Source organism: Peribacillus simplex NBRC 15720 = DSM 1321 (assembly GCF_002243645.1).
Taxonomy (GTDB): Bacteria; Bacillota; Bacilli; order Bacillales; family DSM-1321; genus Peribacillus; species Peribacillus simplex.
The window spans coordinates 197990-222949 of sequence record NZ_CP017704.1; the positions used below are offsets into that span (position 1 = coordinate 197990).

The following is a 24960-nucleotide window of genomic DNA, read 5'->3' on the forward strand; positions in this document are numbered from 1 at the left end:
TTGGAGGCAACCCAAGAATGGACGAGCATATTTTTCATATAGAAGGCCTCACCCATCAATTCGCAGATGGAACGTTCGCTTTAAACGATCTTTCGCTAACGGTCCAACAAGGTAAAAAAATTGCATTATTAGGCAATAATGGTGCTGGCAAATCGACTTTATTCCTCCATTTAAATGGTCTTTTACAACCTACAGCAGGAACTGTCAGATTCAATGGCAAAAAAATTAAATATGACCGTAAAGCATTATTATCACTACGAAAGCAAGTCGGGATCGTTTTTCAAGATCCTGACTCGCAGCTCTTTTCCGCTAATGTACAACAGGATATATCGTTTGGACCAATGAATTTAGGATGGGATAGAAATGCAGTCCAGGAGAAAGTAAATTGGGCAATGGCTGAAACAGAAGTAACGGAACTGAAAGACAAACCTACCCATTTTTTGAGCCTTGGGCAAAAAAAACGTGTCGCCATTGCAGGGGTACTCGCCATGGAACCCGATGTCTGGCTCTTGGACGAGCCTACCGCTGGATTGGATCCTTATTTCTCAAGACAGATCATGGCTCTGCTGGACAGTATCCACCACCCTGACAAAACGATAATCCTATCAACTCATGATGTTAATTTAGCTTATCAATGGGCTGATGAAGTCGTTGTCATGAACGATGGTAAGGTCATATACCAAGGGGATCCTATATCCGTTTTCCATGATGAAGACGTTTTGCTGCAGGCACATCTGGAGAAGCCGTGGGTTTTTGAAATGTTTCAAGCCCTCCATCAATCAAGGAAACCTACAGAAAAGGACCTTTTCCCAAGAACGAAGGAAGAATTGCTTCAAAAGTTGGTGACAGAACGAATTTATTAATTATTTATCCCCTAGCTCTTGTTTCATCTTTCCAAAAGCTAGGGGTTCAAACCGAATAGCAGGCGATAATTCTTGTTCCTTAAAAAACAAAAATCCTATTATTACTTTTCTTCCTCAGATCTTTCTTTTGCAAGCTCAATATCTCTTCCCTTTACATCATCTACAACTGCTTTTATTTCGCCTTCCGCATAAGTATCCGAGACTTGTTCGTGGGTTCTAGCCAATCCAGAAGATAAAGTATCTTCCCGTTTATAATCACTAACATCATATATTCTTCCGGCAATTTCTGAAGATTCATTTTTTGATTGCTTGCTATCCATTTTTTTCACTCCTAGTTTTTAAATTATCAAATCATCGATTGACAGCAGTATTATAGACAAAGGTATTTTGTGTAAAAAACGAAGCAATATTCAATAATGATAAAAAAAGGAGGGAAAAGCAAAAAAAGCTTACAAGTAAAATCCCCTTTCAAGGACTTTACATGTAAGCTTAATGAGAGCCTAGGCCTCCTTCTTCATATCCACATTATCGTTTGGGTCACCCCAACATTCCACATTCTTCAAACCTTTAATATTGTTCACATGGAAGACAGGATTTTTCCCACTTTTCTTTTGCTTTTGATAATCCGCCAGTGCAGCAAATGCAATCTTCCCTAGTAATGCTATCGCGATCAGGTTGATAATGGCCATAAGGGCCATCAGCAAGTCAGCCATTCCCCAAACAAAATCAAGTGAGGCAAGCGAACCGAATATCACCATCCCTACGACAGCAACACGATAGATGTTTAACCAAACCTTATTTTCATTGATGAATCCAATGTTCGACTCTCCATAATAATAGTTGCCCACAATGGAACTAAAAGCGAATAACAGTACAATAATGGCAAGGAAAATACCCGCCCAAGATCCCAATGCCGTTCCAAGGGCATTTTGGGTAAGGACGATTCCATCCGTTTCCTTCGATGTATAAAGACCTGAGAACAAAATGATGAAGGCAGTCGAACTGCAAATGATGAGCGTATCGACAAAAACACCTAGGGACTGAATGAGCCCTTGCTTGACAGGATGACTGACATCAGCAGTCGCACCAGCATTAGGTGCACTACCCATACCGGCTTCATTTGAAAACAAGCCGCGCTTAATTCCCTGCATCATGGCTGCTCCCAGTACTCCGCCAGCCACTTCTTTTATTCCATCGAATGCACTTTCAAAAATCAGAACAAAGACACTCGGTAACTCGGTAATGTTCATGATGATTATAATCAAAGCCACTATCACATAGGCTCCTGCCATGATTGGGACGATTACTTCAGATACCTTTGCAACCATTTTGATCCCGCCAAAAATGATGACAGCCGTGACGATAGCCAAGATGATTGCCGTAACCCACTTTTCAATCCCAAACGATTCGTTAAATGCGCTTGTAATCGTATTGGCTTGTACCGAGTTGAAAGCTAGTCCAAATGTAAGCGAAATCAACACTGCGAAAGTGATGCCCATCCAGCGGGCATTCAATGCTTTTTCCATATAATACGCAGGACCGCCGCGGAATGTATCCCCATCCTTGACCTTATAAATTTGAGCAAGTGTACTTTCAATGAATGCGGAAGCAGACCCGATCAGTGCTATTAACCACATCCAGAAAACGGCTCCAGGTCCGCCCATCGTGATCGCGATGGCAACACCTGCAAGGTTACCAGTTCCTACCCGCGATGCCGTGCTTATGCAAAATGCCTGAAACGATGTTACACCTTTTTTATCCGCAGTGGCCCCTTCTCCCAAAAGCCTGAACATTTCCCCTACCATTCTGAATTGAACAAACTTCGTGCGGACGGAAAAATAAAGACCCAATCCAATCAACATGATGATCAATACGGAAGACCATAAGACATCATTTGTCTCACTAATAAATTTTTCTAACATCTCCATTAAAACAAACCCCTCTACTTAACTATTATTATTATTATAAAAACATATACAACTATAATTTATTTCCCAATCCATTGGGGAAATAAACAAATGAAGCCCATAAAAAAAAGGAAATCCCAGAATGAATCTCCAATACAAAAATATATTATATCCTAATACACAATTTTTTTCTTCATGAATTGGTGGAATTAATCGATAAATATAATATTTCAGTATCATTTCCTTAGATAATAATCTTTCTTCCTCACTTCATTTAACATTCACTACAACGTTAATTAAATTTCTATTCAAAAACAACTTAGATATAGTACATAAAAGCCTCACACGTCCTGATTCCAGATTAACGTGCGAGGCTTATTTTGCATTCATCTGCTCTATCTTATATTCTGGATTGCTGTAGGTCTCAAGGTTGAAATTAGCTCTTTAATGATATCCTTGTTCTGCCTCTCCTATATGGTTAGAATACCTTGTGCAAACATCTTTCTTAATTCTTTCTTATCAATTTTTCCAATCGGCGTTAATGGAAACCTATCAAGAAAATAAGCTACTTTAGGAACCATATACTTGGAGGTTCTTTGTTTGCAGAAATCAATTAATTCCTCACTAGTACAGTTCAATCCTTCTCGCAGAGTTATCACGACACACACAACTTCTCCCCAATCTGGATGGGGAACGCCTATGCAAGCACTTAATGCAACAGAAGGGTGCTGGTTCACCACTCGCTCCACTTCTGAAGAATATACGTTCATCCCGCCTGTGATGATCATGTCTTTCTTCCTATCTACTATATAGAGGTAACCGCTTTCATCCCATTTACCAATATCACCAGTGTAGAACCAGCCATCACGGATGTATTCTTGGGTAAGATCAGGTCTTTGATAATAACCTACCATCATTGCTGGTGATTTTACGATAATTTCTCCAAGCTCGGATGGTTTTACATCATTTCCATCTTCATCAATCAGTCGAACTTCGGTAAAAATGCACGGTTTTCCACAACTTTTCAAAATTTCCGAATTATTATGATAAGCCCATAAATGAGCGCTTTTCGATAGTCTGGTAATGACAATATTACATTCTGTCATGCCGTATTGCTGGCGCATAATTGGCCCGAATACTTCAAAAGCTTCTTTAAGGCGCTTTTGTGAAATTGGTGACGCTCCGTAAAAGATATTGCGCATGGAGCTCATATCGTATTCCATCTTCTTTGTCTGATCAAGGAGTCTGTATAACATGGTCGGTACCATGAATGTCGTCGTAATTTTATGTTCTTTTATCGCCTGTATGAATGCTGCAGCGTCGAATGAGCCCATCACATAGACATGGACGCCCGAAACAAGGGATCTCCAAAGTAATGAGCCGGCAGAATGCACAATAGGCGTACTTAGCAACACCCGGTCTCGGTCGTCTAGCGGGTCTTCGATAGCCGCAGAAAGCATGGCGGCGCCGAGTCCTTTCTGGGAATGCATGACCCCTTTGGGTGTACCAGTTGTCCCGCCTGTATATGACAGAAGGGCAATGTCTTCCGCTTCAGCTAATGGCAAGTCTAAATTTTTTATTTCACCCCGCCATTGAAACTGTTCAAACTCCTCCGGATAATTAATATTAAAGCCTGGGAGCCCAATAACATGCACATCTTCCTTCTTCATTTCTTCTAAATACTCAAAAATAGTGTCAAAGTGTGTCTGTGTAGCTATTATGACCACTTCTGGTTTTGCTTCCTTTAAAATGAATTTTAATTCTCTTTTTCCCAGTTTTTCACTTAATGGCACTAAGGTAGCTCCACATTGCTGGATGGCCAAACCAAACATCACACTCTCCAAACTGTTTGGAATGATGGACGCTATGCGGACACCCCTGCCTGCACCTAAACGAAGTAAATAAGAAGAGATAAGTTCTGTTTTTTTCCATAACTCGTCGTAGGTTATCGTTTCTCCGGTTGGCAACAAGGTTATAGCGGGCAGTTCGCCGAATCGTTTCATTCCTTTATTCAACAATGACTGAAATGTCAAATTATGCAGCATGTATTTTTTCCTCCCTTGAAAAAGGTTTTACCCTTTTAATAATGCTTTGGCAATTGTATTTTTTTGAATTTCTGAGGTACCGCTCAGAATCCGATACATCCGTGCACTCCTGTACATTTTTTCTACTGGATGCCCTTTTACCAAGCCTTTGGAGCCAAAGATTTGGATAGCTTTATCAGCCACACGGCTATTTACTTCCGAAGCAAACAGCTTAGCCATAGACGTGCCGGCTCGATCCTCTTTTCCATGATCAATTTTTTCAACCACATCATAGACCATGCACCTTGCTGCATAGATTTCCGTCGCCATTTCTGCGAGCATATGCTGAATTGCCTGGAAGTCACCAATGGGCCGGCCATGTTGGACTCGCGTTTTAGCATGCTCAATAGATAAAGTGAGAAGGTGTTGAGCCATTCCGATAAATCCGGCCGCATGGGAAGCGCGATTTGTGTTTATTCTCTTCAATCCGAGCAGCAACCCTTTTCCTGGTTCTCCGATTATATTGGCGGCAGGCACTCGACATTGATTGAAATTCAATTCAGCATGTATGCGCTCTCCAGATAGGGGAACTTGAATGTCTCCCAGTTCAAACCCCGAATGTTCGGGTGTTTTTTTATCTACTAGGAAAGCAGTGATTCTTCCTTTTTCTCCTTCCTGAGATTCTTTCGCTATGACAATGGCGAAATCAGCATAGGGTGCAGCACTGATAAAGTGTTTTTTTCCATTCAATATATAATCATTTCCGTCTTTGACGGCTGTTGTTTCGATAGCAAAGGCATCCGATCCAGCATTTGGTTCTGTAAGTGCAAAGCAGCAGCTCGCTTCTCCAGTCACAACGGGCATCACATATTTTTCTATTTGCCCCTGTGTAAAACTTTCCAACATCTGACCAATTCTTAGCGGCCCGCCAATCTCGCCTATAACCTGCCCCCATAACACCGCTCCGGAACGGGCCAATTCTTCCTTGAACATACATAATCCTTTTAAGCTGACATCCTGTCCACCATATTTTTCAGGGAGGTTAATTCCGTAAAAGCCCAATTCCCTGGATCGTTTCCTTGCCCATTGTATGGCTTCCCTCGGTATATCCTCTTCAGCGTTCAATCCATGCTCCCTTTCATATGGAAGCAATTCATTTTGGATGAAATCCTGCAACTTTATTTGAAGTACCTCTAATTTCTCTTCCTGCGTCGTTACCATATGTTTCCCCTTTCGGATTTAATTTTTTGTTAAACTATTTAAATATTTAAAATCTTATAAAATTAATTTTAAATGTAAATAATATTTAAGTAAAATAAGTATATATGATGTAAATATAAAAAAAATTGATGTAAACACAAAAAAATATTAGTTCCCTTTCATCATAGGAAACTAATATTTAAGAGTGGTGTAGAATTCAAGACATTTAATAAACTCCCTGGCAGCTTTTGAAAAATGCTGCTTCTTAGAGCGAACATAACCGAATTCCATTGAATTATTTTCTAGCTCCACCAAAGGAATGCCCACAAGTTCCCCGCTTAGGAAATAAGGGTCGCTGTTAACCCCAATATCATAAGAAAAGGCAATCGCTAATCCCTCAGCGACGGTTTTTTTGATGATCTCTGTATTATTAGTGAAAAACAAAATTTTCATCTCACCGTACTGATCAAAAAAACCTTTAATGAACGCCTTCATTCTTGGTCCATTGTAAACGACCAAATTTTGGTCCATTAGCTCTTGTGGGGTTATGCTTTTACGGTTGGCTAAAGGTGAGTTCTTACTGACCGACACAATCACTTTTGCTTCCATCAAGGGTTGAAACTCCAACTCATTTTCTTTTGGTTTAACCTTTGGAATATTTAATAGCCCGATGTCAATCTTATCATTCAGTACTTCATCGGTTATCTCCTGTCCCCCTTTCTCTTCAATCACGATTTTCACCTCGGGATACTTCTTCTTAAATAAGGCCAACGATTTAGGTAAAACCGTAAGAAATAAACCTTGTGTAGATGATAGGCGTAACTCTTTTTCCATCGTATCTGAATGTATTTGGGCACTGTCTCTTATTTCTTCCAATTTACTTAATACTTCAAGAGCTTTCTGGATGATTTCCTTTCCGTCTTCTGTAGGTATGGTTCCTAACCTTGACCGCTTGAAGATTTTTATACCTAATTCCTTCTCCAAACTCGTAATGGCCATGCTGATTCCAGATTGAGAGATATGGAGGCTTTCTGAAGCCGTGGAAATCGAGTTAACCTCGGCTACCTTTATGATATATTCCAATTGTTCAATATTCATGGTTGATTCTCCTTCTAGCCTATTACTAATATCATACCTCGAACAGAAAGCCCTTTCAATTTTAGAGAAGTGGAAGCGGTACATCTAAACCTGTCTCCTCAAAAGCAGAATGCCAGTTTTATACAATGGTAGTTGTTTTTTCGTATTCTTTAGCGGGTTGTGCCTGATTATTTTTAATAGATACGGCAACAACCGTTCCCAATAGCGCTATTATTACCAAAAACAGAAAAGCTGCATTATAGGAGTCATTAAAAATACTGATAATCAAACCGAGGGCTAAAGGAGAAACCGCACCTGCAATTTGACCAGCAAAAGTTACGAGTCCGGAGGCAGATCCCGTAAGTTCCTTTGGTGAGTATTTTATGATGATCGTATATAGAACGGTTCCAAAGAAAGACAGCGCTACGGAGTTGAGAGTGAGATAAGTGATGATAAGTGTTAGAGATGTGGCGTTAGACATTAAAAAGAGAAAAATTGCCGATAATAAAGCGCCTGCAGCGGCAAGATACTTCTCCCGGTTAGCCATATGCTTATCCAGAAGCCATCCGCTTACATTAAACATCAAGAAACCAAAAATATAGGGGATTGCCAATAAACCCCCGGCGGCTATTAAATCAACCCCTTTTTCCTTAACTAAATATATAGGCATCCAAGTGATCAGACCATAGTTGATAATATTTGATATAAACTTGAAAGTTATGAGTTTCCAAATGTTTTCGATTTTAAATAATAGTTTCAGAGCAACCTTTTTTTGTTTCGGTTTGTCTTTTTTAACCTCTTGAGTTTCTTGAGGCTTTAGAATGAACCAAATTCCGAAAGAAATTAATATCCCTAGAATCCCGGCAATGGTAAACATGCCCCGCCAACCGAAAGCTACCACCATGGAAGCGGCTAGTGCAGTACCTAATATCCCCCCAATATTTTGGGCAGACAAGAAAAACGAATTTGCCCGGCCCCGTTCTTCTTCCGGGAAGTTATCTCTTATAGTGGACATACTGGCAGGATAGAAAGGCCCTTCACCTAACCCGAACAGAAAACGAATGAATAATAAAGACATAAATGACCATGCAAACCCAGACATTACAGTGAACAAAGACCAACTAAACAAAGAAACAGTAACCATGACTCTGGCTCCATACTTATCGGTCATCCATCCACCAAGCGGTTGCATGAGTGAGTAACTAACAAAAAATATACTAATTAAAAAACCTGTCTGGGACGTATTGAGATGAAACTCATCTGCAATTGGAATAATCCCGACATTTATGGCAACGCGATCAAAAAAGCTTAATATCATTCCAACAAATAAAAGGCCGCTGATCATTAATTTTCGTTTCTTACTTGCATACAGCTGCATTCCTGATCACTCCATTTTTTTATATTTTCACAAAACTAATTTTCTTAGGGAAGCGCTTACAATTCCTTTTAAAATGCCAAAGATTGAAATTTCACTTTTCTCTTATTGATTTTTGTTCTGTGACTTTTAGGAGCGTTTCAATCTTAAAAAACAATGAATGAATTTATTAAAACGAAACTGGATGCATACAAGATTAATTGATACATTCAAACCCACGAGACTAAAAATTAGACTCGTGGGTACGGATATTGGTCACCAATCGATCCTGCTTTCCGAATATAAAGTAGTTGATTATCACGGAGTAACGATATTAACCTTTGGTTGAAATTGATCCAGCAAAGACAGGAAATCTTCAAACTGCTCTTTATCACCGGAAATGGAAACTTTACCGGCCGCCTCCATTTTGGTTAAATCTTCACGTCCTAGAGCAATCTGATAGAAGGTTATTCTATCTAATGTTAACGTTGCATCAGGGTTGGAGGCCATTTTCCCCTTTTTGAAATTCAGTACAGAATTATCCACATTAATCATGTAATTGGTTTTCGAATCTGTAAATGTCACATTGAATGCCATTTTTTTATTTTCCGCTTTTGTTCCGTTTAATTTAATGGACAAGAATTTCAGGAAATCATCCATTGGCATATTGAGCAGCGTATCGAGATTCATCATTCCGCCTGTTCCCTTCGAGTCTGCCACACCATTCCTTAACTCATCTGCGCCGGTAAGATAGAAATTACGCCACACAGAAGATTCAGCTGTGTATCCTAATTGCTCATAAGCTTTAGCTAGTATGTTTTTTGCTTCTGTATTTTGGGGGTTAGCCATGACTACATGCTTTAAGACTTGAGCCACCCAGCGATATTCCCCTTTTCTATAATCAAGTTTTGCCCGTTTAATGACCTTCTTTTCCCCACCCATATATTCTATATATTTAGCTCCCGATTCCTCTTGTGGTAATGGATCCAAGTCGGATGGATTACCGTTAAAATATCCTAAGTAAAAGTTGTACACCGCTTTTACGTTGTGTTTCAATGTTCCGTAATACCCCCGATTGGCCCAAACTTTATCCAACTTTTCAGGAAGCTTTAACTTTTCCGCGATTTCATCAGGTGTGAGACCTAAATTAGCTAATCGTATGGTTTGATCATGAATATATTTATACAAATCACGCTGACTTTCCAACTGCTCTAGAACATGGTCTTTTCCCCATATGGGCCATGTATGGGCGGTAACCATAGCATCTATATCTTCATTTCCAAACAGATCCACTGTTTCATCAAGTGCTTTCACCCATTTTAAGGTATCTCTGGTTTTAGCTCCCCTTAATGTATAAATGTTATGTAACGTGTGTCCGGTGTTTTCGGCTACCACTAAAGTTTTGTAATCATTGATATAATAATGCATCTCAGATGGAGCTTCTGAATCCGGCGTCAATAAAAACTTAAATGTTATTCCGTCTATTTCCACCGTTTGAATATCATCCTTTACTTCCATTGTTGGAGGTAAATAGCTAAAAGTTCCGTTACTTAATCCCGGGCCAATACCAGAAGTAACAAACCCTCTTTCATTTGCGGGTAAAAGATTTCCAAACATATAACCTGCACGGCGAGACATTATATTACCTAAAAGAATGTTTTCACTTAGCGCTTCATCGTTAAAACCTGCGGGAACAATAATGGGCACATTAGCTGGATTTTCAGCGTACTGAGCAATGCCTTTTATACCACCAAAGTGATCCGCATGACTATGACTGATAACAATGGCACTTACCGGTTTTTGGGGTCGATGTTCAAAATACAGCTCCATCGCTGCTTTGGCCGTTTCAATTGTAGAAAGTGTATCCAAAACTATTAATCCTGTTTTTCCTTCCACAATGGTAAGCACTGATAAATCCTGGCCCCGAACTTGATAAACGCCATCTACCACTTTAAATAAGCCTGTTATATTTTGTAATTGTGCCTGTCTCCACAAGCTAGGGTTTACAGTAAAACTTGCCGACCGATCTTCTTTTATGAATGAATATCGATTACTATCCCATACTACGTCACCTTTTGAATTTTTAATTGGATTCATATTCAAAGGCGCAATAAATCCTTTATGTGCATTCTTGAAATCTTCCTTATCTGTAAAATTCAGCTTTTCATAAAAAGCTTTATTTGCTGAAATTGTTGCATCTGTTGCCGGCATTGGCTCATCTGATGCAGCATTTGTAACAGAAGACCCTGCTAGTAAAACAAAAACAATGGGAACGGAAACCATTCCTTTTATAAAAGATACTTTGGACATTTCATACCCCTTCCTAAGTCGATATCATGTCTATATTCCGAATGTTGAAGCAGTAAACTTTCTCTTTTTTTAGAAATTTTTAGAATAATATGAATTTATTTTATAATTAATTTACCATTAAGTATATTTCCTATTTCTAATAGTAACTTCAATTTTATTTATATAAAAAACTACTTGTTTCCATAATGGTAATTCGTTTGTTAGGCTAACCGTAGGCTGAACAACCAAATACAAAATGCCCCTCTCGATAGAGAAGAGCTTTTATGCATGCGGTATATTCAATTTGCTATTACTTTTGCAAAGTAAGGTGGCCGGGGCCACACCCTTAACCACAAAACTGAAAACTTTGCCAATATTGTAATAGTAAACCAAGGTAGCTTTCATTACTTATTGAAGAAAATTAACAAATTTAGACACCCCAATTTTATTAAAACGCTTGTTTTTCCTGACTAGCCATAAATTTCTTTTTATATCTATTCTGGAAATACCCACTTCCCGCAAAAAGCCTTGCTCCAATTCCCTGGCCACTGTCAACCTTGGCAAAATGCTGATTCCAAGTCCAGCTTCAACCGCACTTTTTATCGCTTGTGTACTACCGATCTCCATGTAGCTTTCTATTTTTTCTAAAACCCCATGCTCCCTTAACATGTTTTCTACGATAAGCCGTGTTCCTGAAATGGATTCACGCCAAATCATCCTTTCATTTCCCAATTCCTCTAGCTGAATTACTTTTCTGTCTTTCCATGGGTGGTCGGATGGACATACCAATATCAATTCGTCTTCGGCGAACTTGTCTACAATAAAATCGGTATTTTCCACAAGTCCTTCCACCAAGGCCAAATCAATGACATCATTTGATAAATCCTCCAGAACCCGGGGGGTATTTTTTATCGTTAATGTCACTTTTATTTCAGGCTGTTGTTTTTTAAATCTCCCAAGCAAGCTCGGCAACAAATACTCACCGATAGTCAAGGATGCCCCTACTATGAGGTTTGCATTGTACTCGCCCGTTGATTGCTGAATCACTACTTTTGAATGGTTGAAGTCATTTACAATAGCTTTTGCGAAAGGGTATAACAACTTACCTGCTTCTGTAACTCTCAGCCTTCCTTCCTCACGGTCGAATAACAAAGTGTTATAAAAATTTTCCAGTTGATGGATTTGTCTTGTTACAGCGGGCTGAGATAGGAAACTTAACCTCGCTGCCTGGCTTATACTTCCTTCATCAACCACTAAACAAAACATTTTTAGATTTTCTAATTTCAAGAAAACGACCTCCATGTTTCTAGATAGTTTATTAAAATGATAGCATCATATTGGTAAATGGTGAAATGAAAATAGAGTGTAACATTCCCTGAATAAGTGAGCCTATTCAATTATGGGCGACATTCTTTATAAAACGGATAAATCTTCTGGGTATAACGTTTTGTTATACCCGATGATTTTGTTGCAATTTACCCATTCCATTTTCTTTGATATGTTAATAATAAGTTTTAAACATAGCTGCAAAGGAAGTGAATGATGTCAATGAAAGGACAATGGAAAACTCAATTCCAATTATTTTGGACATTTTTTAAAATAGCACCTGTCACATTCGGAGGCGGGTTTGCGATGATCCCTTTAATCGAAAAGGAAGTGGTCGAAAAGAGAAAATGGATGAAAAGCGAAGAAGTTACGGATGTTTTTGCGTTATCTCAGTCCGTACCAGGAGCTGTAGCTATTAACTCCGCCACCTTTATCGGCCATCGAATTGCCGGAATGAAGGGTGCATGCGCAGCCATGATCGGTGTTTCATTACCTACCTTTTTAATTGTTCTGCTCCTAGGCATTTTGTATTTTTTCATTCAGGATAATCCGAAGATAGAATCCGCATTCATATCGATCAGAGCTTCCATAGTAGCTATCATCGCCTATGCGGCTATCAAGATAGGAAAAACGTCTATTGTAGACAAATCAACTTTCTGTATTTTAATAGTAGGAATTCCAGCCCTTTTCTTTCTTCACCCTGTGATGGTTATATTAGCAGGAGCTGTAGCGGGTATTGTGACAATCTCCATTAAGAAAAAATTAGGTTACGATGTCAAGATTGACAGAAAAGATATGAGAAAAGAAGAAAATGATTTCGAAACTTTTATGGGTGCTGGCATATAGGTAAATCAAAACAGGGTCTAACTAATTTTAAAGAAAGCGTGTGATGGAATGATGGAATTGTGGGAGTTGTTTAGCACCTTCTTTATTATCGGCTTTGTATCGTTTGGAGGCGGATACGCCATGATTCCCATAATAGAATCGGAAGTCTCACAGCATGGATGGATGACGACACAACAATTTACCGATATAATCGCCATTTCCGGTATGTCCCCAGGACCTGTCACCGCCAATAGTGCCATTCTCGTTGGCTATTCGACTGCTGGATTAGCAGGAGCCATATCATCTGCTCTCGGAATCTTGCTACCTGCTATTATATTCGTAACCGTTATAGCCACCTTCTTCAGCAAATTGAATCATTATCCAGTTATTCAATCCATGTTTTATGGATTAAGACCCATTGTCACTAGTTTAATCCTCTTTGCAGCGATCAGTTTAGCACTTTCCAATCATATGATAGCACCGTACTTTTCATGGCATACGATAAGCTTATTACTCGTTTTTGGATTATCGTTATTTGCCCTAATGAAATTACGCTGGCACCCAGCCTATGTAATTATTCTTTCTGGTTTAGTTGGTGTAGTCCTCTATTCATGACAAATGTCGCACACACAACCATTATCAATATGGACCGGAATTAAGCAGTTATTTTGGTAATGAAAAAAATTGTTTACCATAAATTAAAGAAATACCAAGCAGATGAATTGGAATTTCCAGTTTAGATGAAGACGGCCTTGATTAGTTTCTGAACACTGAGGAACCCTTATACTGACATAAGAGCGAGGATGACTTTTGAATAATTTTTTTGCTTATGTTTTGTCACCCATACAGAAAACACCCTGCATCCAATGATTCAGGGTGTTTTTTCATTATTATTCTCATTTTAAGAAGTACGTTTCTTCATTTCATCATCTACCGGCTGAAATCGCGGATAGCCAATCAAGATGGCAACGACTCCACAAAGTCCAATTAGTATTGGGTAATATGAATACGGCAAGATGCTTATCGGAGAAATCTTTGCTACCCCTGCTGCAACAAGCAGTTGTGCCCCATATGGAATCAACCCCTGGATGCAACAGGCAAAAACGTCAAGCAAGCTCGCCGATTTACGTGGATCAATCCCATACTTTTCAGCAATATTTTTGGCAAGTGGCCCGGCAATGATAATGGAAATTGTGTTATTTGCCGTGGAAAGGTTCGTCAAACCAACAAGCCCGGCAATGCTGAATTCCGCCCCTTTTTTTGTTTTGCTGTTTCGGGTCACGAGGTGGAGAAGATAATCGATTCCGCCATTATGCTTGATTACAGCTACCATGCCTGCAATTAAAATGGCTAGGAAAGAGATTTCATACATTCCCGCCATCCCTTCTCCGATTTTTTGAATAACACCCAACGGTTGATAACTTCCATCCGCCAAGCCGATAATTCCGGCAAATACGATTCCGATGGAAAGGACCAGGAACACATTGACTCCTGCCAATGCAGTGATCAATACGCAAAGATATGGAAGAATCTTCACCCAATTATAAGAATGCTGGGAGATGTCGGCTTGTTCACCCATCGTTAAAATTCCAAGGATGGCACATGTGATGATGGCCGCAGGTAAAACGATGAAAAAATTCACTTTAAACTTATCCTTCATTTTCGTTCCCTGAGTTCGAACTGCAGCGATTGTCGTATCCGAAATGAAGGAAAGGTTATCCCCAAACATCGCACCACCAATAACGGCCGCCATTGAAAGGGCAAGCGAAATATCGGTTTGCTCACTAATTCCAACCCCAATAGGTGCTAGGGCAACAATCGTTCCCATGCTTGTCCCCATAGATAAAGAAATAAAACAAGCAATAATGAAAATCCCTACCATTAATAGATTTTGCGGAAAAACAGCTAAGGCAAGATTAACCGTTGACTCAACTGCCCCCATGCCATTTGCAACTTCGGCAAAAGCGCCTGCTAAAAGGAAAATGATAACCATTAACATAATATTGGCGTCCCCGGCACCTTTACAGAAGATATCAACCTTATGATTGAATGTCTCTTTCCGATTCATTGCCAATGCAGCTGCTGATGCAATTGAAATCGCTACAATCACCGGAAATGAATAAAAATCTTTAGTGATGATTCCGGACCCTATAAATAAAATTAAAAAAACGACAAATGGGATCAATGCCCATGGATTCCCTTTATTGTTTGCACTCATGATGAACACCTCTTTTTATTTTTCCCATGACTTGTGTCACAGCTATTATTCTGTTAATGGTTTTCGCAAATAACACCAATTTGAACTTGATTATCCAGTCATGGAGCTATAGCTAAAAAACTGTCGGCATAAAAAAGACCCCTTCTATTAAACAACAAGAAGAGGTCTTTTAATTTATAAAAAACACCCTCCTTATCTTTCAGGCGAAAATCTGCCTGCTGGATTTGGCACAGCACTCCTATTAAGTCTGCTGCCGAGACATCTTCGGGCCAGTCCCTCCGTCTCTCTTGATAAGAAGATCTAAATTATATAATTTATCAAATATTACGATGTCTACCAAAAAAGTACCAGGCTGGAAACTTGCCGAAACCATCTGAGTTTGTGAAAGTGACATCGAAAGTCGTATTGAAAAGCAAATATAAGAGTACAGCATTTTGTCTATTTTCGCAAGGTTTAGTTTTATAGTATTTCACATACACTCCTTAATGATTATAAAGAGATCTTGACATGTGCAGTTAATCAGTTTATTTCAATAATGAAACTCTTGTAATATTTGAATAAAACCTAAATATAGCCATTTTGGGACGGAACTAATATAAAAAAGAGGTCTAATGACCTCTCAGCAAATTTGTTGTATTAGGTTAGGTGAGTTATTTTTAGTCGAGTTCACATCAGTCGATACTTCAAATGCTTCCATCTGTTCCGAATCGAATGACTTTAAATACTGTTGCAGATATGCAGGATCATTAATGGATGGATTCAACCAATCTTTTTCATCTTCTGGTTTAAGGATAACAGGCATACGATCATGAATGCTGGTCATTATCTCATTAGGAACGGTTGTTATAACGGAGCACGAATAGATGCTGATGCCTTCAGGAGATTTCCAGGATTCCCAGAGACCGGCCATTCCAAATGGAGCATGGTTCTTCAGTTTTATTCGCATCGGTATTTTTCTCTCTGGTGTCTTCTTCCATTCATAAAAAGAGTCAGCAATTATCAAGCATCTCTTCTTCTTATACGCATTCTTGTAGCTTGCTTTCTCTGCAATGGTTTCCGCTCTGGCATTGATCATTTTATAGCCCACTTTTTCGTCTTTTGCCCAGAAAGGAATGAGTCCCCACCTAAGATATCCAAGTCGATTCCTTGCCCCGTCATTAATGACGGAGAGCACGGATTGGGAGGGAGCAATATTGTAGCTGAATTGGTATTCCCCATCAAATGATCCTTGAATATCAAACCGTTCTTTTATTTCTTCAATGTCAGTAAAAAGGGTGTAACGTCCACACATAATATCGCCTACCGTATTAAGATTTATTACAGTGTAACAAATGGAACAGGCAGGCACAAATCAGCGTTCTAAAATCCTGATGTCGGTAAATGGTTGATTAAATAATTCGCTGGAAATCAAAAGAGTGCCAAGGACTTCTCTTTCATCTTCAGCTTTAATGATTTCCGACAAAATTAAGGTACTGCCATTCCTGACCGTTACTTTATATTCATTCATGTAATCCCCCCTCAAAAGGCTAGATGGTTGTTATTATAAACCAAAAACCCCCAAGTATCAGTATTGAACTTTGGAAGAGTCATGGTCAATCTTCTAATGGAGAGGCCGCATGGAGGTTCCTTTATACTTCTAAGGGTTAGTCGAACGAGGCAATGCCTGAGACCATAACTCCTTGTAAAGGAGGCGTAAAAAAGACTGTCCATGAATGATTCATGGACAATCTGGGCACTGTCAAAGGTTATTCGATTCAATACTGATAATTTGATTATGGAGATAGCATTGAGGCAAGCCCCAACAGTCGGTACGAAAAGGCACGCTCTTCTAGAAGAACCAAATTGGAGTTGCCCCTATTCCAAGTCCATTCATTATTTAAAATGCAGCAAAACCTCATTTATTAAATGTGCTGCCAATGTAACGGTTTTATTATTTTCGTCCAACGAAGGATTCACTTCCGAGATATCAAAGGAGAGGATCTTTTCATTCGATACGATATGCCTAATAATGGCACGGACCAATTTCGGATTCAGTCCAAACGGCGATGGAGCACTTACCCCAGGTGCGTAGGCTGAATCAATAACGTCCGTACATAATGTAAGAATAATGTAGTCATTTTCCTTAACGAATTCATTTATCCGCCGCTTAGTTTCATCCATTTCGTTCAATGACAAATCTTCTTCCAATATGTAGTCGACCTTACTTCTCTCAGCAGTTTCAAACAGTGCCTTCGTATTCCCCTGCTTCTGAATTCCGACACATAAATATCCACAACTTTGATCTTCGTCCAAAATCTGCTTAAACATCGTTCCTGATGAACTTTCTTTTTCATATGGCCTCATATCAAAGTGAGCGTCAATATTAATAATCCCTAATCTAGCTTTTGGTCCAATGGATTTCCTAATCCCAAGATAATGGCCATACAGGGTCTCGTGTCCTCCCCCAAGTATGATAGGAATCGCTTTAGTCTCCAATATCCCGGCAACAGCTGATCCCAATTGGGATTGGGCGGCCTCCATCTCTGTACTTTCACATATTACATTTCCAGCATCCACCAGCTCGATTTGGGAAGGTAAATGACAGGGTAATTTTGCCAATGACTGCCTAATATGATCGGGACCCTCTGCAGCACCAATCCTGCCCTTATTCCTTTTTACGCCTTCATCACATTTGAAGCCAATCAATCCAAAGGTCCTTGATGCATTGGAAGAGATGGCTAATTCCGAAATCGGTGCCAAACGTACTCTTTGGTGGTATCTGAAGCTGTCCATGTCAGATTGGGAATCAATTCTTCCATTCCAATATTTTAAAGTCGGATTAGTATACATAATTTCTCCTTTATTTAAAAAATTCCGAAATATCTTTTTTTAAAATTATAAATGAGATAATATATAATTACCAATACAAAAATTCAATAAATCTATAGTTTAAAGCTATAGAAAGGAGAATATATGGACCTTCGTCAACTTCGGTATTTCACTACCATTGTCCAGGAAAAGAATTTCTCAAAAGCGTCAAAAATACTGCATATATCTCAACCTTCCCTAAGTAATGCCATAATGAAAATAGAAAATGAAGTTAGTTTTCAGCTTTTGGAACGTAATACAAGGGGGCTTGAGCTTACGGAAGCAGGGGGGATTTTTTATACTAGATCTGTTGATCTGTTAAGAAGATTCGATAATATGCAAGTGGAGCTTAAGGAAATGAAGGATGTTGGAAGCGGAACAGTATCTATAGGTTCCATAGAGTCATTCAAATTTTGGTTCCCGAAGATAATCAGGAATTTTAAAATCAATTATCCTAATATTCATATAAAAGTCAGGGAAATATTAGGGGAAGAGAAGGTTTTCGATTCGTTAAACCGGTATAATGTTCATTTCACCATCACGAACCAGCCCATCAACAACGATGAAATTCTGTCCACTCCCCTTTATAATGAAAAATTCATGCTTTTGATCCATAAAGATGACGAGTTAAACGAAAAAGAATCCATCACTTTCCAAGACATTGCAAAGAAAGAATTGATCATCAGTACAACTGGATTTCAAACAAGAGATGATATCTTAAGAGCATTTAAAGGTGAAAATGCAATTCCCAATATCCTATACGAAATAGAAAGGCTTGAAACAGCTTGCAGTTTGGTAGAAGAAGGGCTTGGGGTTACAATTTTACCGGAAAGCTATATTAAATCCGCTGCTATACCAAATACTGCAATTCGCGCAATCGATTCGAACTTTTTGGAAAGGACTGTTTACATTGCTTATTTGAAAGATCGTTATCTATCTCCTGCGGTATATAGGTTAATAGAGGACATACATAGCTTTTTTAAGAGTGATGTTAGGTTCGATGACTAAAAAAGAACCCAACGAAAAACATCCCCTTATGCACATTGCACAAGGGGAATGTTTCATTCCATTGCTCTGGCCATTTTCCTTGATTTCCTTATTTACATCTTGCTAAAGGAATTTCAGTCTATATTCATCAGGATAAAATTAATTCGTGACACTACCATCTTCGTCTGGATCTTCAATATCAGCCGGATCTTTTTCCAATAGTGCCTCTTTGTCTTTTTCGTTCCATTTTGCTTTATATCCTAATGATTTCGCTACTCTTAACACCGGTAGATACGATTTTTTATCTGGTTTAAATGTTTCTAAGTCCCCTGATTGGATTACACCCAAACCAAGTAGCAATTTGTCTGATTGAATATAGGGTTTTTCATCTATCAGTTTCATTTGTTCAGCTGTATAAGGATAAACGGCTCCATTCACTTTTAAGGTAAACGGTCCCTTTTTTTCTTCTTTTATTTCTTTTGGCTTTTTCGATTTATAAGAAACATTATAAACTCCTTGAACAGTTCCTTCTCTCGTATTATCGGCTCCTCCATACATTTTCCCCTTTTCATAATCAAAAATAACAGCTTGCACATTTCCGATATGTTGGGGTTTTTCTTCATAAACATGGCCTTTTGCCATTAACTCCAACCTTGTATTTTGTTCAATTCCCGGTTCCCATCTAACTGTCGGATAACCAGCAGAATAAATGCGTGGCGCAAGTATCGCATCTTGAATTAGCATTTGATGATCAAGTACATTCATAATCGTTTCAGATACCGATGCGATTATCGTCGCCCCGCCTGGTGAACCAATGGCCATGAAGGGGTTGCCATCTTTTAATACGAAGGTCGGGGACATACTGCTTCTTGGTCTTTTTCCTGGTTCCACCTGGTTAACTCCACCCGGTGTGGCATCAAAATCCGTCATTTCATTATTAAGCATGAATCCATAATCAGGTACCATGATACCTGATCCGAATACTTGCTCGATTGTAGTCGTATAAGCAACCATATTTCCCCACTTATCCATTACAGAAAAGTGAGTCGTTTGTCCGATCGGGGTTTTCTCTTCTTTTACCTTCTCCATTGAAATGGGTTCTTTGCCCTCATACTTCCATGGATCGCCTGCTTTGACATCAGCTGTTGATCTATTTGGATTAATGAGTTTTCTTCTTTCTTTTATATAATCTTCATCCAATAGTCCTTTTGTTGGTACATCATAAAAATCTTCATCTGCCATATAGGCAGCGCGATCGGCAAAAGCGAGATGCATGGCTTCGGTTAGATAATGTAGATACTCAGGGGAGTTCGCCCCCATCTTTTGTACATCGAATCCTTCCATTAGCTCCAGGATTTGTTGGACAGTCAAGCTGCCTGAACTTGGTGAAGCTGCCCCCACCACTTCAAAGCCCCTATATTCCGATTTAATTGGCTTCCTCTCTTTCACTACATAGTTTTCCAAATCCTCGGTTGTCATCGTTCCTTCTCGTTTTTGAACTTCTTTGGTAAGTGCTTCCCCGATTTCACCTTTATAAAAAACATTAGAACCTTGTTTTTTTATTAACTTAAGAGTCTTTGCCAGATCTGGCTGAACGAGGGTGTCTCCCTCTTCCAATTGTTTTCCGTTTGGCACAAAAACTTTTGCAGCCGCTTGGTTATTTTCTAGTTTTTTTACATTTTCATCGATATATTGTGCTGTTATCCAATTGACTTTAACCCCTTTTTCAGCTTGTTTAATGGCCGGGTCCATAACTTGTGATAATTTCAATGTTCCATATTTCTCAAGTGCAGCTTCCATCCCCTTAAGGGTTCCAGGGACTGCAACAGCTTTACCAGTTGTGTGCCGTTTACTAAAAGGAACAGGTTTTCCCTTTTCATCTAAAAATAGTTCAGGCGTAACATTTTGCGGTGCCATTTCGCGGCTATCGATCATCGTTATTTTATTTTCTTTCTTATTATAAATCATGATAAAACCACCGCCGCCAATTCCAGACATCATCGGTTCAACTACATTTAACGATAATTGAATGGCTGCTGCTGCATCGACTGCGTTTCCACCTTGTTTTAATATCTTTATACCCGCTTCAGCTGCTAAAGGGTGGGAAACTGATACGATTCCTTTTGTAGCCCCCTTTCCCATTGACTCGTCTATTCCAGGGACACTTGCAAAAGCTGGTGTGATCATACAAAAGAAACTGAAAGTAACTAAAATAAAACTTTTTAAAAATTTCATGACTTAGTCTCCTTTCAAAATAAAACAAATTAGGGTTTTACCATAAGGCAACAGGAAGTACGAACAGATGACTTTAGTAGGAATATGCTGGTTGAGCTCGATATAAAAGCAGTCTGCACATTCTCAATGATGTTTCACTTCAAAAAATCACCCCCCAAATGGTTCAGCTCTACCCTTTACTTCTGGTTTGATATTCGAAGACTCAATTTTTCTCTATACTTTGCTTATGTTTCAAGATATTGGGGCTATCGTGATTGTCACCCTTCCAAAGATATTGCAAAGCCAACAATACAATAAATGCAGATACCCCAATGATGTCCGATATCGTTTCAGGATAGATTAATAGTAAACCAACGATTATAGCGAGTACTCTTTCCAACCAGTGCATCCCCCTCATCCAGTAGCCTATAACACCCGCACCAATTGCGATCATGCCTGACATTGCTGTAAGTACGACCCAGACAACCTCCATCCAAGTTGTATCGATCATCAACATTTGTGGGGAAAGAACAAATATATATGGAATGATAAATGCAGCGATGGCAAGTTTTGATGACTCAATCCCCGTTTTTATCGGTTCACCGCCTGCCACCCCTGCCGCTGCAAATGCCGCTAAAGCAACTGGAGGAGTTATATCAGCTATAATGCCAAAATAGAAGACAAATAAATGTGCAGATAAATCAGGAACACCAAGCAATATGATCGCAGGTGCTGCAATCGTCGATGTGATTACATAATTGGCGGTCGTAGGTGAACCCATTCCTAAAATAAGTGCCGCTACCATTGTCAGCATCAATGTTGGAATCAAATATCCGCCAGACAAATCGATCAAACCATTAGCCAGCTTCAGCCCTAATCCAGTTTTCGTAACGATTCCTACAATAATGCCGGCTGCTGCGGTTGCGGCTGCAACCGCAAGTGCCGTTCGAGCTCCATCCACCAATGCATAAATGATATCGATGAATTTCATGCGGACATCCTTGTTTATGAATCCTACAAGAACAGAGATTGCAATGGAATACAGTGCTGCATGTGTAACCGTGATATTCAGCATGAGTAAGAAGATAATGGCAAGGATCGGTATTAGTAAATAAAATTTGCCGAACACTTCCTTCTTACTTGGCATCTCTTCTTTCGTTAATCCACGAAGCCCAAGTCGTTTCGCTTCAAAATGGGTCATGATCCAAATTCCTGAAAAGTAAAGGATAGCTGGAATCGCAGCCGCCTTTGCTATATCCCAATACGTTATTCCATTCCCAATGAACTCAACCATTAAGAATGCCGCTGCCCCCATTACCGGAGGCATCAATTGACCGCCTGTCGAAGCGGCCGCCTCCACTGCCCCTGCGAATTCCTTCTTATAACCAAGATTTTTCATCATCGGTATCGTAAATGCTCCTGAAGTGACAACATTAGCTACAGAGCTTCCGCTAATCGTTCCTTGAAGAGCACTGGAAAAAATCGCAACCTTTGCAGGTCCCCCTATCCTTCTGCCTGCAATGGCGGTTGAAAGATCATTGAAGTATTGACCGACACCTGTCCGGACTAGAAAGGATCCAAACAGTAAAAATAGGAAGATGAATGTCGATGACACCGCTAACGGAGTACCTAAAATGCCCTCTGTCGAGAAGAACATCGTTTGCACCAAACGTTCCAGAGTTAAACCGCGATGAGCAAGGAACCCAGGCATATACTGTCCAAAAATTCCATAGAAAATGAATAATGAAGCAATGACCATAATAGGAAGACCCACTGCACGCCTGGTTGCCTCCAAAACCAGCAGAATGGCCATTAGGCCAACCGCAAAATCCAATGCGCCCAAACGTCCTACATTCATGACGATATCTTCGAAAAATAAGGGCCAATATGCACCTATCCCGATACTAACGATCGCTAAAATGATATCGTACCAGGCAATTTGAAACTTTCCTTTTTGACGCTTCTTCCTGTTTGCAGGAAATAGTAAAAAAATCAAGGAGAGCGCAAACCCTAAATGTATCGTCCGTTGGATTTGTGCTGTAAAAACGCCAAAAATAGCAGTATATAATTGGAATAACGAAAAAGCCAAGAGTCCAAAAAACGCAATGTGTCCCAAGACACCAGTTAATTTCCTTGTCCCGGCTTCAGGATCATATTTTGCCAATAACTCCTGTTGTTCTGCTTCGGTTAAATACTTCGTTTTTTCTTGATCAGCCACTAATCTTCACTCCCTTCAACTGTTCCCATAAAGAAATTCTTTCCGATGAAATCCTGACCCATGTCCCTGGTTTAATATAGTCTGCCAATGTATAAGTTTTTTCATCGTATATTAAACGATGGTTAGCTCTGACTTGTCCTACTCGTAAATCTATATAGGCGAAATTGCGATTCATATTTTTTATGAAATAGGTACCGTCTTTCTCTACGAATACTTCCTCCCCCTCTGCATTAGAAGGCATACCGACTGCAAAATCATTATAAGCAAGTTCGGTTTGTTCGATTTGCTTATCCGATAACCGATATGATTCCAAAACATCCGTGAGGTGGATGGAGTGTGTATACTTAATCTTGAATTCTTTTTCTTTTTTCAATGGAAAGTATGCGACTAATTTCCCTTGGTCCTCGAAGGAAAAGATAATTACATGCTTATAAGGAATAAATAATAAAAAAGCGATGAACAGAGGTATACCAAAAGCCATGAATCTCGGGAATTTCATAGGTACCCCTTTCAAAACCAGATATCCGATTCAGAAAAAAACGAAGCCGATAGGTCACATTAAGCGAGCTACCGACCCAATCACATTACTTGGAAACACCTTTTTCTTTAAAGTATCTTGCTGCTCCAGGATGAACTTCCATATCCCCTAACCCTTCAAGTGCAGTCTTTGCTGTAATGAACTTGCCTTTAGCATGTGTGATTTTATCTGTGTTGTCATAAACAGCTTTAGTCATTTCATAAACTAAATCTTCATCAAGATCCTTTGTAACCACTAACATCGCTTTAACAGCAACTGTTTTCACCTCGGATTTGATTTTGTACGTACCACTTGGAATTGTTTCTGCAGCATAGTATGGGTACTTTTTAACCAATGCTTGAATCTTGTCCTCTGCAATAGGCAGGATAAAAATATCATTTTGGACGGATAGCGCCTCAACTGCACCAGTCGGCGTGCCTGCCGTAATGAAAGCTGCGTCAATATTGCCTGCTTGGATTCCTTCAGCCGACTCATCGAATGATAGATTTTGTCCTTTAATATCTTTTTCAGACAACCCATGTATCTCCAGGATTTGCATGGCATTGATGTAAGCACCAGAACCTGGTGCGCCAACTGATACCTTTTTACCTTTCAAATCCTCAATTGATTTAATTCCACTCTTTGCAGTCGCTACAATTTGTACCGTTTCAGGATATAATGAGCTGATCGCTTGTATATTATCTATGGGTTTCCCATCGAACATTTCTTTTCCTTCAAGTGCATATGCCGCGATATCCGTTTGCGAAAAAGCGATTTCAGCTTCTCCAGCTCTTAAAGTTTCCATGTTTTCAGCGGAGGCACCAGATGTCTGAGGTGTTATATTCGCTTTTGTTTTATCGGAAATGATTTTTCCAATTTGTCCTCCAAGTGGATAGTATGTACCTCCCGTTCCACCAGTCAACAGACTCAGGTTTTGGTTTCCGCCGCCCGAGACACCTGCTTTACTGTCTCCGCAAGCCGCGATAATACCGGTTACCGTCAAAATCAAAACCAATAAAAAGCACTTATGAAATTTTTTCATAAAACTCCCCCCTCATTTATTTTCTTCATCCGCAAAAGATGATAGTTTTATT

Annotated in this window: 20 protein-coding genes and 1 riboswitch; of the genes, 4 read left to right on the forward strand and 16 right to left on the reverse strand. The window is 39.5% G+C overall.

Features of this window, described 5'->3' with window-relative positions:
• Nucleotides 1-17 precede the first annotated feature (17 nt).
• Nucleotides 18-863 carry an energy-coupling factor ABC transporter ATP-binding protein gene (locus tag BS1321_RS00990; protein WP_063233504.1) on the forward strand — a complete coding sequence of 282 codons (846 nt, stop codon included), beginning with the start codon at nucleotides 18-20 and terminating at the stop codon, nucleotides 861-863.
• Nucleotides 864-964: 101 nt separating this feature from the next.
• Here the strand turns inward: BS1321_RS00990 and BS1321_RS00995 are convergent, their stop codons facing one another.
• The 8 genes from BS1321_RS00995 to BS1321_RS01030 form a co-directional block, all read right to left on the reverse strand.
• Entirely contained in the window at nucleotides 965-1183 is a 219-nt protein-coding gene (locus tag BS1321_RS00995; RefSeq protein WP_063233503.1) for a YozQ family protein, read from the reverse strand.
• A gap of 180 nt (nucleotides 1184-1363) precedes the next feature.
• Nucleotides 1364-2791, reverse strand: coding sequence for an alanine/glycine:cation symporter family protein (locus BS1321_RS01000; RefSeq protein WP_063233502.1), 1428 nt, complete (start codon nucleotides 2789-2791; stop codon nucleotides 1364-1366).
• A gap of 449 nt (nucleotides 2792-3240) precedes the next feature.
• Nucleotides 3241-4815 (reverse strand): class I adenylate-forming enzyme family protein, encoded by a 1575-nt coding sequence (locus BS1321_RS01005; RefSeq protein WP_063233501.1) that lies wholly within the window; start codon nucleotides 4813-4815, stop codon nucleotides 3241-3243.
• A 27-nt stretch (nucleotides 4816-4842) separates the two neighbouring features.
• The gene (locus BS1321_RS01010; protein WP_063233500.1) at nucleotides 4843-6015 is read right to left on the reverse strand and encodes an acyl-CoA dehydrogenase family protein; all 1173 of its coding nucleotides are present in this window, start codon (nucleotides 6013-6015) and stop codon (nucleotides 4843-4845) included.
• Nucleotides 6016-6186: 171 nt separating this feature from the next.
• Nucleotides 6187-7092 (reverse strand): LysR family transcriptional regulator, encoded by a 906-nt coding sequence (locus tag BS1321_RS01015; protein WP_063233499.1) that lies wholly within the window; start codon nucleotides 7090-7092, stop codon nucleotides 6187-6189.
• 118 nt (nucleotides 7093-7210) lie between these two features.
• On the reverse strand, nucleotides 7211-8449 hold the full coding sequence (locus BS1321_RS01020) for an MFS transporter (protein ID WP_063233498.1): 1239 nt from the start codon (nucleotides 8447-8449) through the stop codon (nucleotides 7211-7213).
• 294 nt (nucleotides 8450-8743) lie between these two features.
• Nucleotides 8744-10735, reverse strand: a complete 1992-nt coding sequence (locus BS1321_RS01025) for an alkyl/aryl-sulfatase (RefSeq protein ID WP_063233497.1) — start codon at nucleotides 10733-10735, stop codon at nucleotides 8744-8746.
• A 387-nt stretch (nucleotides 10736-11122) separates the two neighbouring features.
• Nucleotides 11123-12001, reverse strand: coding sequence for a LysR family transcriptional regulator (locus tag BS1321_RS01030; RefSeq protein WP_063233496.1), 879 nt, complete (start codon nucleotides 11999-12001; stop codon nucleotides 11123-11125).
• Nucleotides 12002-12256: 255 nt separating this feature from the next.
• Between BS1321_RS01030 and BS1321_RS01035 the strand changes: the two genes are divergently transcribed.
• The gene (locus tag BS1321_RS01035; RefSeq protein WP_230163301.1) at nucleotides 12257-12886 is read left to right on the forward strand and encodes a chromate transporter; all 630 of its coding nucleotides are present in this window, start codon (nucleotides 12257-12259) and stop codon (nucleotides 12884-12886) included.
• Between the two features lie 48 nt (nucleotides 12887-12934).
• The gene (locus BS1321_RS01040; RefSeq protein WP_230163300.1) at nucleotides 12935-13480 is read left to right on the forward strand and encodes a chromate transporter; all 546 of its coding nucleotides are present in this window, start codon (nucleotides 12935-12937) and stop codon (nucleotides 13478-13480) included.
• Nucleotides 13481-13766: 286 nt separating this feature from the next.
• On the opposite strand, the gene BS1321_RS01045 is transcribed toward BS1321_RS01040, so the two are convergent.
• The 4 genes from BS1321_RS01045 to hutG all read right to left on the reverse strand — a co-directional run bounded on the left by BS1321_RS01045 (nucleotide 13767) and on the right by hutG (nucleotide 17912).
• Complete coding sequence (locus BS1321_RS01045; RefSeq protein WP_063233495.1) at nucleotides 13767-15083, reverse strand: Na+/H+ antiporter NhaC family protein; 1317 nt, start codon at nucleotides 15081-15083, stop codon at nucleotides 13767-13769.
• Between the two features lie 189 nt (nucleotides 15084-15272).
• Nucleotides 15273-15380, reverse strand: a riboswitch (SAM riboswitch).
• A 322-nt stretch (nucleotides 15381-15702) separates the two neighbouring features.
• Nucleotides 15703-16374 carry an SOS response-associated peptidase gene (locus tag BS1321_RS01050; RefSeq protein WP_063233494.1) on the reverse strand — a complete coding sequence of 224 codons (672 nt, stop codon included), beginning with the start codon at nucleotides 16372-16374 and terminating at the stop codon, nucleotides 15703-15705.
• Between the two features lie 60 nt (nucleotides 16375-16434).
• A complete protein-coding gene (locus BS1321_RS27245; protein ID WP_153246094.1) occupies nucleotides 16435-16590 on the reverse strand; it encodes a hypothetical protein in 156 nt (51 codons plus the stop codon).
• Between the two features lie 365 nt (nucleotides 16591-16955).
• Nucleotides 16956-17912: a formimidoylglutamase gene (gene hutG, locus BS1321_RS01055; protein WP_063233493.1), complete on the reverse strand. Its 957-nt coding sequence runs from the start codon at nucleotides 17910-17912 to the stop codon at nucleotides 16956-16958.
• 123 nt (nucleotides 17913-18035) lie between these two features.
• On the opposite strand from hutG, the gene BS1321_RS01060 reads away from it, so the two are divergent.
• Entirely contained in the window at nucleotides 18036-18938 is a 903-nt protein-coding gene (locus BS1321_RS01060; RefSeq protein WP_063233492.1) for a LysR family transcriptional regulator, read from the forward strand.
• A 138-nt stretch (nucleotides 18939-19076) separates the two neighbouring features.
• Here BS1321_RS01060 and ggt read toward each other — a convergent pair whose 3' ends face one another.
• The 4 genes from ggt to BS1321_RS01080 form a co-directional block, all read right to left on the reverse strand.
• Nucleotides 19077-21152 (reverse strand): gamma-glutamyltransferase, encoded by a 2076-nt coding sequence (ggt, locus tag BS1321_RS01065; RefSeq protein ID WP_063233491.1) that lies wholly within the window; start codon nucleotides 21150-21152, stop codon nucleotides 19077-19079.
• A gap of 202 nt (nucleotides 21153-21354) precedes the next feature.
• On the reverse strand, nucleotides 21355-23349 hold the full coding sequence (locus tag BS1321_RS01070; RefSeq protein ID WP_063233490.1) for a TRAP transporter permease: 1995 nt from the start codon (nucleotides 23347-23349) through the stop codon (nucleotides 21355-21357).
• Complete coding sequence (locus BS1321_RS01075) at nucleotides 23342-23848, reverse strand: DUF1850 domain-containing protein (RefSeq protein ID WP_063233489.1); 507 nt, start codon at nucleotides 23846-23848, stop codon at nucleotides 23342-23344. The genes BS1321_RS01070 and BS1321_RS01075 overlap by 8 nt, the downstream gene beginning before the upstream one ends.
• Before the next feature lie 85 nt (nucleotides 23849-23933).
• A complete protein-coding gene (locus BS1321_RS01080; protein ID WP_063233488.1) occupies nucleotides 23934-24908 on the reverse strand; it encodes a TAXI family TRAP transporter solute-binding subunit in 975 nt (324 codons plus the stop codon).
• Nucleotides 24909-24960 lie beyond the last annotated feature (52 nt).